The sequence below is a fragment of the Sporosarcina sp. FSL K6-1522 genome (assembly GCF_038622445.1).
GTDB lineage: Bacteria > Bacillota > Bacilli > Bacillales_A > Planococcaceae > Sporosarcina.
On sequence record NZ_CP152019.1, the window covers coordinates 450,676 to 464,219 of the forward strand.

At 40.3% G+C, this 13,544-nt stretch carries 10 protein-coding genes; 1 reads left to right on the top strand and 9 read right to left on the bottom strand.

Translation table 11 applies throughout. From position 1 onward, the window contains the following. Positions 1-942: 942 nt before the first annotated feature. From MKY34_RS02130 to MKY34_RS02165, 8 genes are all read right to left on the bottom strand, one after another. Positions 943-2,289, bottom strand: coding sequence for a cytosine permease (locus MKY34_RS02130; RefSeq protein WP_342513615.1), 1,347 nt, complete (start codon positions 2,287-2,289; stop codon positions 943-945). Positions 2,290-2,324: 35 nt separating this feature from the next. Beyond that, positions 2,325-2,762 carry a DUF3830 family protein gene (locus MKY34_RS02135; RefSeq protein WP_342513616.1) on the bottom strand — a complete coding sequence of 146 codons (438 nt, stop codon included), beginning with the start codon at positions 2,760-2,762 and terminating at the stop codon, positions 2,325-2,327. A gap of 130 nt (positions 2,763-2,892) precedes the next feature. Then, positions 2,893-4,545, bottom strand: coding sequence for a hydantoinase B/oxoprolinase family protein (locus MKY34_RS02140; RefSeq protein WP_342513617.1), 1,653 nt, complete (start codon positions 4,543-4,545; stop codon positions 2,893-2,895). Further along, the gene (locus MKY34_RS02145; RefSeq protein WP_342513618.1) at positions 4,542-6,578 is read right to left on the bottom strand and encodes a hydantoinase/oxoprolinase family protein; all 2,037 of its coding nucleotides are present in this window, start codon (positions 6,576-6,578) and stop codon (positions 4,542-4,544) included. Before MKY34_RS02145 ends, MKY34_RS02140 begins: the two co-directional genes overlap by 4 nt. A gap of 276 nt (positions 6,579-6,854) precedes the next feature. Next, a complete protein-coding gene (locus MKY34_RS02150; RefSeq protein WP_342513619.1) occupies positions 6,855-7,397 on the bottom strand; it encodes an XRE family transcriptional regulator in 543 nt (180 codons plus the stop codon). Between the two features lie 225 nt (positions 7,398-7,622). Then, entirely contained in the window at positions 7,623-8,597 is a 975-nt protein-coding gene (locus MKY34_RS02155) for an ornithine cyclodeaminase family protein (protein WP_342513620.1), read from the bottom strand. Positions 8,598-8,655: 58 nt separating this feature from the next. Continuing rightward, a complete protein-coding gene (locus MKY34_RS02160; protein ID WP_342513621.1) occupies positions 8,656-9,912 on the bottom strand; it encodes a dicarboxylate/amino acid:cation symporter in 1,257 nt (418 codons plus the stop codon). Between the two features lie 211 nt (positions 9,913-10,123). Continuing rightward, entirely contained in the window at positions 10,124-11,134 is a 1,011-nt protein-coding gene (locus MKY34_RS02165; protein ID WP_342513622.1) for a proline racemase family protein, read from the bottom strand. A gap of 161 nt (positions 11,135-11,295) precedes the next feature. Here MKY34_RS02165 and MKY34_RS02170 point away from each other — a divergent pair, with 161 nt between their 5' ends. Beyond that, positions 11,296-11,835 carry a cupin domain-containing protein gene (locus MKY34_RS02170; protein ID WP_342513623.1) on the top strand — a complete coding sequence of 180 codons (540 nt, stop codon included), beginning with the start codon at positions 11,296-11,298 and terminating at the stop codon, positions 11,833-11,835. 104 nt (positions 11,836-11,939) lie between these two features. Here the strand turns inward: MKY34_RS02170 and MKY34_RS02175 are convergent, their stop codons facing one another. After that, positions 11,940-13,526 (bottom strand): OPT/YSL family transporter, encoded by a 1,587-nt coding sequence (locus MKY34_RS02175; RefSeq protein ID WP_342513624.1) that lies wholly within the window; start codon positions 13,524-13,526, stop codon positions 11,940-11,942. Between the last annotated feature and the right edge of the window lie 18 nt (positions 13,527-13,544).

Consider the following 13,544-nt stretch of genomic DNA (forward strand, 5'->3'; position numbering starts at 1 on the left):
CGAAGATACAATTTCGGGCACTCTTGTACATTGAACAGCGCATCCCTTCTTTACTTGTAGCAAGGCTTAGACTTCTTAATATAGAAAATCTATTAAAGAGTGAAGCTTCCTACAATAACAGCAGGAAAGACCATTACAAAGGCTTCAGCGGTCAAAATTGTATCATTGGCCGCCACTCTACGTAATGAGTCAGCTATTCTTTCTTCCCACAAAGTATTTGCACTTTATTTACTTGAGATTTTGGAGTGCCACGGATGAGCAATCGCGATACGATTATTGAGAAACGTGTTTAGGGATGTGACGAAGTCACATCCCTAAACATAGAAACACCCCGATAATCGTATAGAAATTGCTCGAGCCAAAGCATCCGAAAGTAAATGTGTACAGAGTGCCAATGTATAGTTTAGTTATTTTTAGCCAATCAACAGACGTGAATTGAAGAGTCTCTATAAGAATGCAAAGTAAAAGAGCGGTAAACCACTTGGGGATACCGCTCTTTCCTATTGGCTTACACTTACAATTCCACCTGAACGCCAGCTTTAGTAGCCACAACCTTCTCATACAAATATTTCGCTACGACGATATCCGCAATCGCAAGGCCTACTGATTCAAATATCTTTCACCCAATAAGCCGTTTGTTTATCATTAAGATTAACCATAGAGTATTGATAATCAGATTAGTTTTCATTAAAGCATTAATGAAAAATCGATGTTTCTTACTACTGGAAGTAGCGCTCCTTCAGCAAACCCTAGTATAACGATATATTAAACAAAATAACATTCCTAACAACGCTCAGCGCTTACGGATGCCTCCCGCCATAAGTCAGGTAGAAAACCACTGCCAGTCTCACGGCTTCGGCCACCGCATGTAAGGCACCTTCGCTAAAAATCAGCTAAAAATCAGCTAAAAATCATAAGTTCAATTTATATAATCACTTAATTTCATTGATTTTCCCCCATGTTAGTCACCGTCGATATATGTGCATTTTTAGCATGTGCGTTAGCTGTTTCAGTGAACTGATCAGGAGCAATTATCGCTTTCAACTTCATTCCGACCAAATAGATGATTATAGAAGCCAGTAACGATTGTACCGCTGGAATGCCTATCGGTATTTGATATTGAGTTAAATATCCTACGAACCCACCTAAAAGCATTGCTATTGTAGCTATCCAGTTCCATCCCTCTTTATCCTCCCATTGTTTTTTACGGATGAAAAAGAAATCTGCAAACATAATACCTGCAATAGCTGGATAAACCACACCTAACAGGATTAAGAAATCCATGAAAAAAGTTAAAATTCCCATCAACGCTAAAACTATACCCAATAGAGATCCAATAATCGTTAACCAAGCTCTCTCTTTACCTGATTGCATATTAAACATATTTGCAGCAGCTAAACCCGTAGAATAACTAGCCACCAATTGACTTGTCCAGAGAGCTAACCACAATATCAAGAAGCCCCAAAATGGAAATCCTAGATTTTGCATCACCGCGACAATGTCGGCATTTCCTACGCCTACTGACATTACAGCTCCTGTAAGAAAGAATACAAAACCAATAACGATAATCCCTAGCGGTATCAGTGCTTGATCTTTAATTGTTGGTTTTGAATACCTCGTATAATCCGAAGCAATTAGCCACTGGGCTACGTTTGCCCCGAGAATCAGGCCGACTCCACCCCAAAATGTCATAGTTGGTTCTGGATTCCATGAAGAAATTGTTTCCCACCCTGCTCCTTTTAACGAATAAAATACTGCCGCAATAATTAGCAATAATCCTGATGGAACTGCTAAATAATCGGTCCATTTCATTGAGTTATATCCAATTACAGCCGGTAAAGCGAATAGAAGACCTGCAATTATTGTTAAGAGTGCCCAAATTGCCCAACTCTCTTTATAGTCAACATTGAGAACTGCTGCAAGAGCATTTCCAGCAACGGCCGTATTCACGGCAAACCAACCTACGTTAAGAATCACCAAAGCAAGGCCTATAATAAAACGAGCTTGTACAGAACCAAAGCTCGTTCTAGCAATAACTGATGAGGAAAGTCCCGTTTTCGCACCAATATACCCTTGGAGAGCGTTCCCTATCCATTGAATAATTACTAACCCAACCAAAAGGATTAATAACACTTTTGAAATGCCAAAACTTCCAGCAAGTACTGCGCCTATCATAATAACAGGAACTGAAAATTCTAGGCCTCCAAAAATCGTAGCGGGTATGATCCAATGCTGTCTTTCAGATTCTGGAACTCTTTGCATTGCGGAATCCTTATCTAAAAAACTCATTTTTTCCACTCCTATAGTTAGTTTATTTGTTTTTTCTAATGGACTCGTTCAATCCTAATTTTTTCTAAACCGCCTAACCAAATGCGCTCCCCAATTTTCTTCATTTCTTCAAACTGAGTATTTTCCACCTGACCAAATACATTTACTGGCTCTTCGCCCATATGACTTCTAGTTGTCTCAGCACCGTAATAGATCGCTATTACATGACCAGGCTTTCCACCTTCCTCCAACCTCCAATCTCTCCAGTAGCATACCTCTCCGATACTTGTATAAATTGTTTGGTTTTCCCTCGGGGGTAGGCTATGTAACTTTGCTTTAAAGTTTACTTCTCTTCCGGACCATCTAGATTGAGTAACTTCACTTTCATACGGTAATGAATCCCATACCAAGGAGGCTGTAGTCGGTGCTTCTTTTTCATTGAGCACGGCAATTAATTCATCACCTTGCCCAAACATAATTTTAATTTTCTTCATTATTATAAGTAGCCCCTTCGCAATCCGATTAATCATAATATTCAGATATCGAAACTCATGAAGAAAGAGAATTCGCAAACCATAATGAATTCTCCCCTTCATGACTTGCATTTCAACCAAACCCTAGCCTTTAAGCATTCACGTATCCATTTCGAATATCCCTATTAATATCCACTACTCTCCTCACAGATGGATCACCGAATCCGCCACCACCACCCGTTCGAACAATAACTTTATCGCCCTTCAATACTTTTCTTCCATTTACTTTTAGTAGATGCTCGCTTTGATCACCTGAAATGATTTCAACATCAGGTTTTTTGCCATCCTCTCCTCCGAACAATCCCCATGCAGGAGTTAATGACCGCTCAAACCATAATGAAACTTGTGTATCTTCATTTAAAACCTCATATTCTCTGACCACTCCTAGCCCACCACAGAACTCTCCTTTTCCACCGGAATTCTCTCGTAATGCATACTGATTAATTCGAAGTGGATATTTAGATTCAAATACTTCAATCGGCAGGTTTTTAAAATCACCGCTAACATGGTTTATGAGAGCAGACGGCCCATCACCATTGTTGAATGCTCCCCAACCACCAGCTGTTGCTTCCACACTCAAATAAGGTTTATTGTCCTGCCCCTTTTCTCCCGCAAAAGTGACTACCATTGAGTCTCCATAGTGTGCAGCGGCTGCCTTCTCTTTCATAACTGGAGAAAGTGCCTGTATAATCAAATCAATAAGCAAACCAAGTGGGGTAAAATACCAACCACACGGAGCAGGTTCGATTGCATGAAAAATGGTTCCCTCCGGGGCAATTACTTCTAAAGTTTTAAAATTTCCGCCCGTAACGGGGGAGTTCGGACTGATTAAGTCTTTAAACGCAACCCGGCAAGCCGAAATCGCTTGTGCATATCCACAATTTGTCTGTCCCATTCTTTGCTTGCTTGAGCCGGTTAAATCAATTAAAATATTTTCCCCTTTGACGACTACTTTGACCTTTACGAGAATCGGCTCATCCTTTACCCCGTCGTTATCAAGATACCCCTCAGCCTCATAAGTACCATCAGGAATGTTGCGAACCACCTCGCTATCTAGCTCCTCGGATTGTTTGAAAATATCATGAATACAATTATTAATTCTCTCGAGCCCAAAACGCTCAATCAACTCCTTATAGCGCTTCTCACCAGTTCTACAAGCTGCAATCTGTGCATTCAAATCTCCTAAAGCTGCATCGGTAAACCTATTGTTTACAGTAATCAAACGAATAACATCTACAATCGGTTTACCCTTGTCATGAATCTTTGTGGGTGGAATCCGAATGCCTTCTTGATAGATATTCGTTGCATCCATCGGATACCCAGGGTCTTTCGATCCAATATCAAGCCAGTGTGCCCTTGTAGCCGTAAATCCAACTAATTCTCCTGAGTAAAAAATAGGAGAAAACGTAGTAACATCATTCAAATGGGTTCCACCTATATATGAGTCATTCAAAATATAGAGATCGCCATCCCGATAGTTTTGCTTTCCACCAATCAGTTTTGTCGTCACATTAATACACTCATCAAGATTCCCTAGAAATATCGGTAATCCCGCAGATTGTCCAAGCAATTCAACGTCTTGATTAAACAAACAGACACTACAATCTTTCATCTCGTAAATAATTGGAGAAAAGGCACTTCTCGCCAAACTTGCATTCATTTCATCCGCTGCAGAAATGAGCGCATTCCTAACAATTTCCGTGGTAATTGGATTTTCCAAGAAAACCTGTTCTACTACTTTCATACAAGTTCCACCTCTTTTATAGTAATTTTAGAAATTGCAATGTTACGATTTCCATCAACACTAATCGAAAAACTAGGTGGAACAACAATTGTTGAATTCTTATCTTCAATAATTGCCGGTCCCTCAAAATGATTACCTGATGTCAAATCGGTAGTAGCGTATACACCAGTTTTTTGCACCGAACCAGCCCAGACAATTTCCCGTGTATGATCCGGCTCGATTAACTCCTTCGAGTTACTATCGATTTTCGTTATCCCAATTTTCTCTAAATCTCCTAAAGCGGTAGTTCGAATATTCACGATTTCAGTAATACCATTGGGATTATTGTGACCATAAATATCAAAATGAGTTGTATGAAATCTCTCTTCTAATTCAGCTAAGTCATCAGACTCGTTTACAATATTCACTGTATATTCTTGGCCAACGTATCGGATATCTACGCTTTTTTGAAATCGAATTTGATCCGTTGGGATATGTTGCTGATTCAACATCGTAATGCTCTCTTCTTCCATTTCATTATAAAGAGATTGCATTTCATTTTTCTTTACATCGTTAAGTACAGTAACATAGTTTCTTACAGTATCGAAACGGATATCTGTCTGAAGCATCCCCCACGCTGAAAATGTTCCGGAAGTATCAGGTATTAAGACCTTCCCAACATCAAGTAAATCAGCAATCAATACAGCATGCATAGGACCCGCCCCGCCAAATGCTACGATTGTAAATTCTCGTGGGTCAATTCCTCTTTTTACAGTTAAATTACGGATTGCATCCGCCATCTTCGCATTTGCTATATCACATATGCCCTCTGCTGTTTCTTCAACGGATAGACCAATTTGGTCCGCTACGGATTTTACTGCTTGATAGGCTGCTTCTTCATCAAGCACTAAGTCACCTCCTAGGAAATTATTTGCATCTATTCTGCCTAGTACAAGGTTTGCATCTGTAACAGTTGGCTTCGTTCCTCCATTACCATAACAAGCAGGACCCGGATATGACCCTGCACTTTTAGGTCCAACCCTTAATCCGCCTCCCTCAAGATAGGCGATTGATCCACCGCCAGCTCCAACTGTATGAATATTAACCATAGGTGAAAGAATTGGGAATCCTTCCATGATGGTTTCCGCCGTCACATCTGGTTCCCCATCAATTGTCATACTGACGTCAAAGCTTGTCCCCCCCATATCCACACAGATTAGATTTTTTTCACCTGTCAATTTGGTTAAATTCACGCCACCGATTGTCCCACCAACAGGACCAGACATTAACGTTTGCAACGGTAATTGTTTTGCTACTTTCGACGTCATAACCCCACCATTGGATTGCATGATATAAATATCTTTGTCAAAACCTTTCTCCATCATCTCTAATTCTAGAATATTCAGATATTTATTCACGATAGGAGCGATATATGCATTGATAATCGTCGTACTTACCCGCTCATACTCTCGCCATTCACGGGCGATGTCACTTGAAAGTGAGACTGGAATCTCTAATTCTTTTTCAATCGCATCCCTAATATCCTGTTCATGCTGAGGATTCTTGTATGAATGTAAAAAACAAACAGCTACAGCATCATACTCACCATTTTTCAGTTCGTTGACAATTTCTTTAACATTCTCTCTATCAAGTTGGGTTTGTACTTCCCCTTGAAAAGACATTCTTTCTTTTATTTCGTAAGTATGTTCCCTTTCTAACAATGGGGCAGGCTTACTATATTGAATATTGTACATTTCTATCCGATTCGCTCTACCTATCTCGTATATATCACGAAATCCTTCCGTAACTAGCAGTGCAACCCTTGCTCCCTTTCTTTCTAAAAAGGCATTTAATCCGGAAGTCGTTCCATGAACAAAGTATTCAATTTCGTCAAAGTCCTTCACGTATTTATCTATACATTGCATAACACCTTCCGCCAAATTATGTGGTGTCGTTAGTGTTTTATGAGTATGAAAAACGCCCTCTTTTTGATCATATACAACCAAATCTGTAAAAGTCCCGCCAATATCAACACCTAATTTATATCGTGACATAACTCTTCCTCCTTCTAATAAGTAATTTGATAATTTATTATGCGATGTATTCAATTAAGCGCTTTCATTATTCCGTAACTTGGTATATCTATTACTACATATTAGTGAAAGTAAAAAAACTCTTTGAATCCGTTGCAGCGCAATGGGATCCCCCCTTACCATTAGCCAAGTATTCTTATATTTTCGATTCCCCTTTAAAACACACCTACGCTGTATTTATTCAATATATAAATATTTGTTATTAGAATCAGATAACTAACTATACAACCCCCTTCATTAAAAAACTGCTGGACTCACGGAACTTATTAATACTGTCTCTCTATCAAGTGGATTCTCCCACTTATGAAGCAATGTAGATGGAAAATGAATCGCATCCCCCTTTTTTAAAAAATATTTTTTGTCCCCAATATATATAACAATCTCCCCATCAATTACATAGTAAAATTCCTCTCCAGGATGTTGAACAAGCTCAGGGTCTTTATGATTCGGATCTAGCGTTATGATGAACGTATCCATTTTCCGATCTGGAAAATGATTGCTAAGACTAACGAGTGTTGTATCTGAGCTCCCAATTCGGAATGGTTTTTGATTTTTTTCGTATACAGCATAATTTAAATCATTATCGTTTTCGAAAAAATAAACCATCGATTCTCCTAATGCATCTGCAATTTTCTTTAATGATGTTATGGCCAAAGAAGTTGTTCCTCTTTCAATCTGCGACAAAAAACTCACTGACAGGTCTGTTTTTTCACTCAGTTCTTTCAGTGTCATCCCTTGATTTTTTCGAAGACTCTTTATTTTATTGAATATATCCTCCATCTCTACCTCCCGAATTACAGTATATGTTTAATTTTTTATCACTATACCATAATTCAGATAATTAAAACAACTGTTTATTGAAACAAATTATTAGATCTGAACTCAAAAACACCTAGACACTTCCTCCAAGGATTATTATCCATAAGTGAAAGTGTCTAGGTGTTTTTTGTCAGACTTCCTTTTTAAATCCCCAAGTTATAGCAATAACTCCAAGGCTATTCAATTTTACAATTCCACCCGAACCCCAGCTTTAGTAGTCACAGCCTTCTCATACAAATATTTCGCTACAACAATATCCGCAATCGCAAGACCTACTGATTCAAATACCGTAATTTCCTCATCGTTTTCTCTGCCTGGACGCTCGCCACTAACCACTTTTCCAAGCTCTGCATGAATACCTGTCTCTGAGAATACGCCTTCTCGGATTGGCACCTGCAAGTCGCCCGTTTCTTCTAGGGCAGCGTCCTCAGCTTCAACGACTACTTTACTCGCTGAGATAATCGCGTGGCTAGGCAACTCCTGCATCGTTGGACGGAACGATCCCACCGCATTCACATGCGTTCCTGGTTTCAACGCTTCTGTGAAAACAGGCGTCGTTGAACTCGTAGCCGTTACCAAAACATCTGCATGGCGAACCACTTCATTCGGATCCTCGCATACGACTGTTTTCAAACCAAACTTCTCCTTCACAAACGTGGCAAACTCTTCGGATTTACCTGCACTTCGATTAAAAACATGGACCTCTTCTATATCTCGAGCCGCCACTACCGCTTCACAAAGCCCTCTCGCCTGCTCACCTGTTCCGATAATCCCCAACACTTTCGCATCCTGACGCGCAAAATGCTTTGTCGCTACTCCCGATAAAGCCCCCGTCCGCATAAGTGTTAAATAAGAACCTTCCAACAAAGCAAGCGGTTCTCCCGTTTTAATATCCGAAAGCATGACAACCCCTTGAATCGTCTTCTTGCCATTCTCCTTATTATCAGGAACGACCGTCACATATTTCAGCCCCATCGTTTGCAAACCTTCAGCAACAGATGGCATCACTAATCCTGAGTTCCTTTCACCGAATGGTAGCGCAAGCCGTATCGGTGTATCTGTTCGCTCAGCAGAAAACTCCTCCAAAGCAACAGCAACTCGATCCATCACCTCATGCATATCCACTAATTTCTGTTGCTCACTTGCACTTAAAATCAACATATCTTTTTCCTCCAATTTTGAAGCTCTCCATGCAAACGCACAACGGATCCATCTACCCTCATTGTGCAGTTGTAGGTGTTTTCTCTAACAACACTTCTGACTCTTCTTCAAATGCATCTACCTCGCCATCGAAACGCGAATGCACAATCGCCGTCCCCGTCAGATCACCAGCAATATTATTTACCGTATTACCTGTATCTACCAATGGTGACACCGCTGCATAGACCGCCACAATTTCCAGCGGCAAACCTAATGTAGACATTAAAATAGCCATCATAACGATGTCTGCTCCTCTAGCTCCTGCAGTTCCCATGGATAAAGCAAGGCCAAGAAAAACAAATTGTAAAATCAACGTCGGTGTAATCGGTATATTATAGATATTTGCTGCAAAAACGCCGGTGACACCAAATGTTACGGCTAAACCGTCCATATTGATCGTTGCCCCAAGCGGCAATGTAAATCCATAAATTTTATCAGAAATTCCAAGCTTCTTGGAGACGTCCATTGATACCGGTAACGTAGCATTACTAGATGATGTAGCGGCTGCAACGAGCAATGCAGGGCTAATTGCCCTAAAGAAGCCCAATGGTTTGTATTTGGTAAACAATTTTATGAGCGTCGGATAGACGATTAATAATAGAATCGCCAAGCCAATCAGACAACTTAAGACATAGTACAGCGCTTCATACAAAATCTTCATATCTGTTGTTCCTACCAAGTTTGCAATTAATGCAAGAATACCGATAGGCGCAACCTTCATAATAATGTCAGTGATTTTCAACATCAATGTCGCACCTTCATTGATCAGCTTCGTAAGTCCACTTACTTTTTCCCCTAAACTCAGTAGAGCAACCCCGATAATAACAGCCGCAATGATGATTTGAAGCATATTCGTTTCTGCCATCCCTAATATAATGTTATTCGGGACCCACTCAACTATATTATCTATAAAACTGAACTTTTCCGGTTCAATTACTTTATCTCCCGTTAACAACCCCTGTGCACCTTTTCCAGGATTGAGCAGTAGAGCTACACCAATCCCAATAGACGCCGCAAAAATTGTCGTCAGTGAATAATATAAAATTGTAATGCCACCTATCGATCTTAATGACTTCATACTAGGCAAGTTCGTGATGCCATCAATTAAAACAAAGAACGTCAATGGAACGATTAACATTTGAAGCAATCTGATAAAAATGTCACCAATCGGCTTCAAATAACTTGCGTTCTGCCCCAAAATCAAGCCAATGATGATCCCAATCGCGGCACCTATCGCCACTTGGATGAAAAGATTTTGCTTTTTCCACCATCCCATCTATACATCCCCCCGTCGATCATTCCCCTATTTACAAAAGCTTTACTGAACTAAAGAATCCCACTAACAACGCTAGACGCTTGCGGATGCCTCCCACCGTAAGGCAGGCAAGGAATAATTGCCTGCCTTACAGCTTCGGCGACCTCTTATAAAGCATCTTTGCTAGAGAGTAGGTGAAAATCATATGTTCAACTTATATACCGATAACAATTTATACTTCTTCCAACAAAAATCCTCTTGGCAATGTATCACGTGGGTCCACTAAAAACTGATGAATCCCTGTCAAATAAGCTTGCCCCGTCACTTTCGGAATGACCGCCTTATGCTCACTTACATTAGATACCGACAAAATTTCGCCGATGAATTGCCCATCTGTAATACTCTCATGAACAAATGTGCCGTTTTCACCCAATGTGCCATTCTCATACAACGTTGCAAGTCTTGCACAAGTACCCGTTCCACATGGCGAACGGTCTACTTGCTCATCCGCAAAAATCGTCACATTACGTAAATCAGCATTCTCTTGGACAGGCTCATCTGAGAAAATGACTCCATAAATCCCGTGTAAACCGCTTTCAAGTGGATGAACGACATTAAGTTCCGCTTCAATATAATGCTTAATTTTTGTCCCCCACTTTTGCAGCGCTGGTAAATCCTTTGTATTGACCTTTAAGCCAATATCCTTACTTTGCGCAACCGCATAGAAAGCGCCTCCAAAAGCAACATCAACTGTAAATTCATAGCCTTCAATATTCACAGGTACATCTTTTTTCAATACAAATGAAGGAACATTTTCAAATGAAACCGATTCCACAATTGAGCCGTTGCATTTCGCATACGCAATAACTTCCCCAGCAGGGCTATCGATTACAAACTTCTGATTTTCTTCCGTCACTTTAAAGCGACCTGTTTCGATCCCCATCGTAATCACACCAACAATTCCATGTCCACACATCGTACTCCAGCCTTCATTGTGCATAAACAATACTCCGAAATCGGCATGTGGGCTTGCCGGCGGTGTGATGATACAACCATACATTCCATGGTGTCCACGTGGTTCCAGCATCAAAACTTTTCGAATGTCATCTAAATGCTCCATGCAATAAGCTCGTCTTTCTAGCTGTGTTTCCCCTTTAATTTCCGGTAGTCCATCCGTAATAATCCGTAAAGGCTCTCCCGCAACATGGACATCTACAGTTGAATACATATGATTAATAATCATTAACAAATCTCCCCTTTAACGTTATCATTGGTATACAAACACCTGAATTTGAAGTGATATAAAAATATAATTGAACCACCACTTCAATTCCAATCAACTTTATAGTAAGGTAATAACAATATTCTGTCAACACGAACTAGTAAAAGAATTGAGGTATCTTTATGGACATAGCAATCGGCGAAAAAATTAAACTGCTTCGCAAAGAAAAAAAACTCACACTCAAAGAGATTGCGGAAAAAACCGACCTATCCATCAGTTTCCTATCCCAAGTAGAGCGTATGAAATCCTCTTTAACACTTGAATCCCTGAAAAAAATTTCCGAAGTGCTACAAGTAAACCCTAGCTACTTTTTTTCCACCAACACAGAACAAACACAACCAACCGTCATTCGCGGAATCGACAGTGACAACGATTTGACAATCAACCAATTCATCTACAAAGATTTGTCCGGCAATCAAGGCGACTTAGGCTTCAGCCCCATTCTCGTCATCCTTCATCCAGGCGAAAACAAAGGTCGTCCCTTCACGCACCACGGAAAAGAATTCCTGTACGTGTTAGAAGGCACACTCACTGTCCAAATCAACGATGAAGAGTACCTTTTACAAGAACATGACACGATCATCATCGACTGTAGCCGACCACATTATTGGCTCAATACAACGGAACAATCCGTGAAATTTCTCTGTGTTTCGTCAGGATAAACAGCATTTTCAACAAATGGAAAGACACCTCTATTGGCGATTTTAAATAGAGGTGTTTAAGTAGGATAATTATATTTTTATAAGCTCCCCCCTGAAAGGTACAATTATTTGCCCACTTTCAGAATCGAATTAAAAAAGTTGTAAATCGCATCTCCTGCGATAATACCGGCAGCCATAATCGTCATATTTTGCTCATGTTTTGCCGCACTACTTTTCATAATGATAAATCGAATAACAATCCCCGCTAACACAGCCCATCCAGCAATAGGATTCAGCAACAATAAGCCCGTTGCAAACAAAATCCCCATCTGCCGTTTTGAACCGCCAATAAATTGTATAAGCGCACCCGGAATTGCCCAAATCAGTAACTGTTTTGCAATATCGCCTGAAATACCCGACTCAATTGTAGCCGCGTAAACGTGGTTAACTGGTGGAATTAATCCTTGAGAAAAATAAGCATCAAATGACAGTAATACCACTATCGCCGCGACAAAAAAACCTACAAGGCCGGCATATAATTGATGGCGACGCCCTTTTTTCTCAAATTCCATATCTGTCCCATTTCCCCTAATGATATAACCTGTTTTCAAGTCGTACCCCATATCAGCAAAAGCAACCCCTGTACATGCACTAAATCCAACTAATAACGCCAATGCTTCGACAGGAAATCCGATTAAAATCCCAATAATCAGTGTAATAAGCGCAACAGCGAATGCTGGAAACCAGCCGGCATGCATCGCTGCAATACCCACAATCAGTTCATGCGCAAATGCAGCTAGAGTCGCAAAAAAGATGAAGCCAATAAGCATACCCGGCGACATATCCGTGTATAGTCCGCCCAACACCGCTAACAATATCGATATCGCTACATATGCGATAAAACCATACCCGAACGCTTGTCCCAGTTCTTTATTGCCCCTGGAAAACCCTTCTTCAATCGCAGCTTCGCCTTTCTTTTTATTAAAGATTAGAATAACAACTTGAACTAAAGCTACGATTCCTGCACCTATCATAAAACCGTGTGGAATGTAAAGTTCATTGATATCTACACCAAATATTGGCGTGGAATAACCCCTTAACAGCAGTCCTACCCCAAACATTGTCAGTGCCCAAATGTTCCCGATAAAGGCGACACCAAAAGCCGACATCGGAATTTTCAAGAACGATCCAACTACCCCAATTCCGATTCCTACAAGCAAAAACTTCGCTCGGCTTCCCCCTTCATCTCCCGCTTTAATCGCTTCCGCGGTTGCAATTCCTGGTGGCCAAGCCTCTTTTGCCGGAAACACTTTTGTATCAAACATTTTGTAAAGTAAAATAGCATCAATAAACATTGCAACCGTGACACCAATAAACAATGGCATAATCAAATGGTGCATACCAAGCACATATGGTATGCCAATAGGTAGCATCAGACTACTAGCAGCTCCAAAAGTTGCTGCTGAAATAGAAGTCTGAACAAGATTTTGACTATGAATCGATTTAAATTTAAACAACATTTTCAAAGGTATTCTTGCAAGAATCATTGCAAATACAGCACCAACAATGGACGTATTCGCCGAAATTCCAAGTGAAGTAATCAGTTGAACACCAATGATTGCACCAATAACAGACATTAGAATGACGACAATCATAATAGCTGGGTTTAATATCGTCGGATGACTCTTTTCAATATGTTTTTTATTCACCATATAGAAATCTCCTTTAGT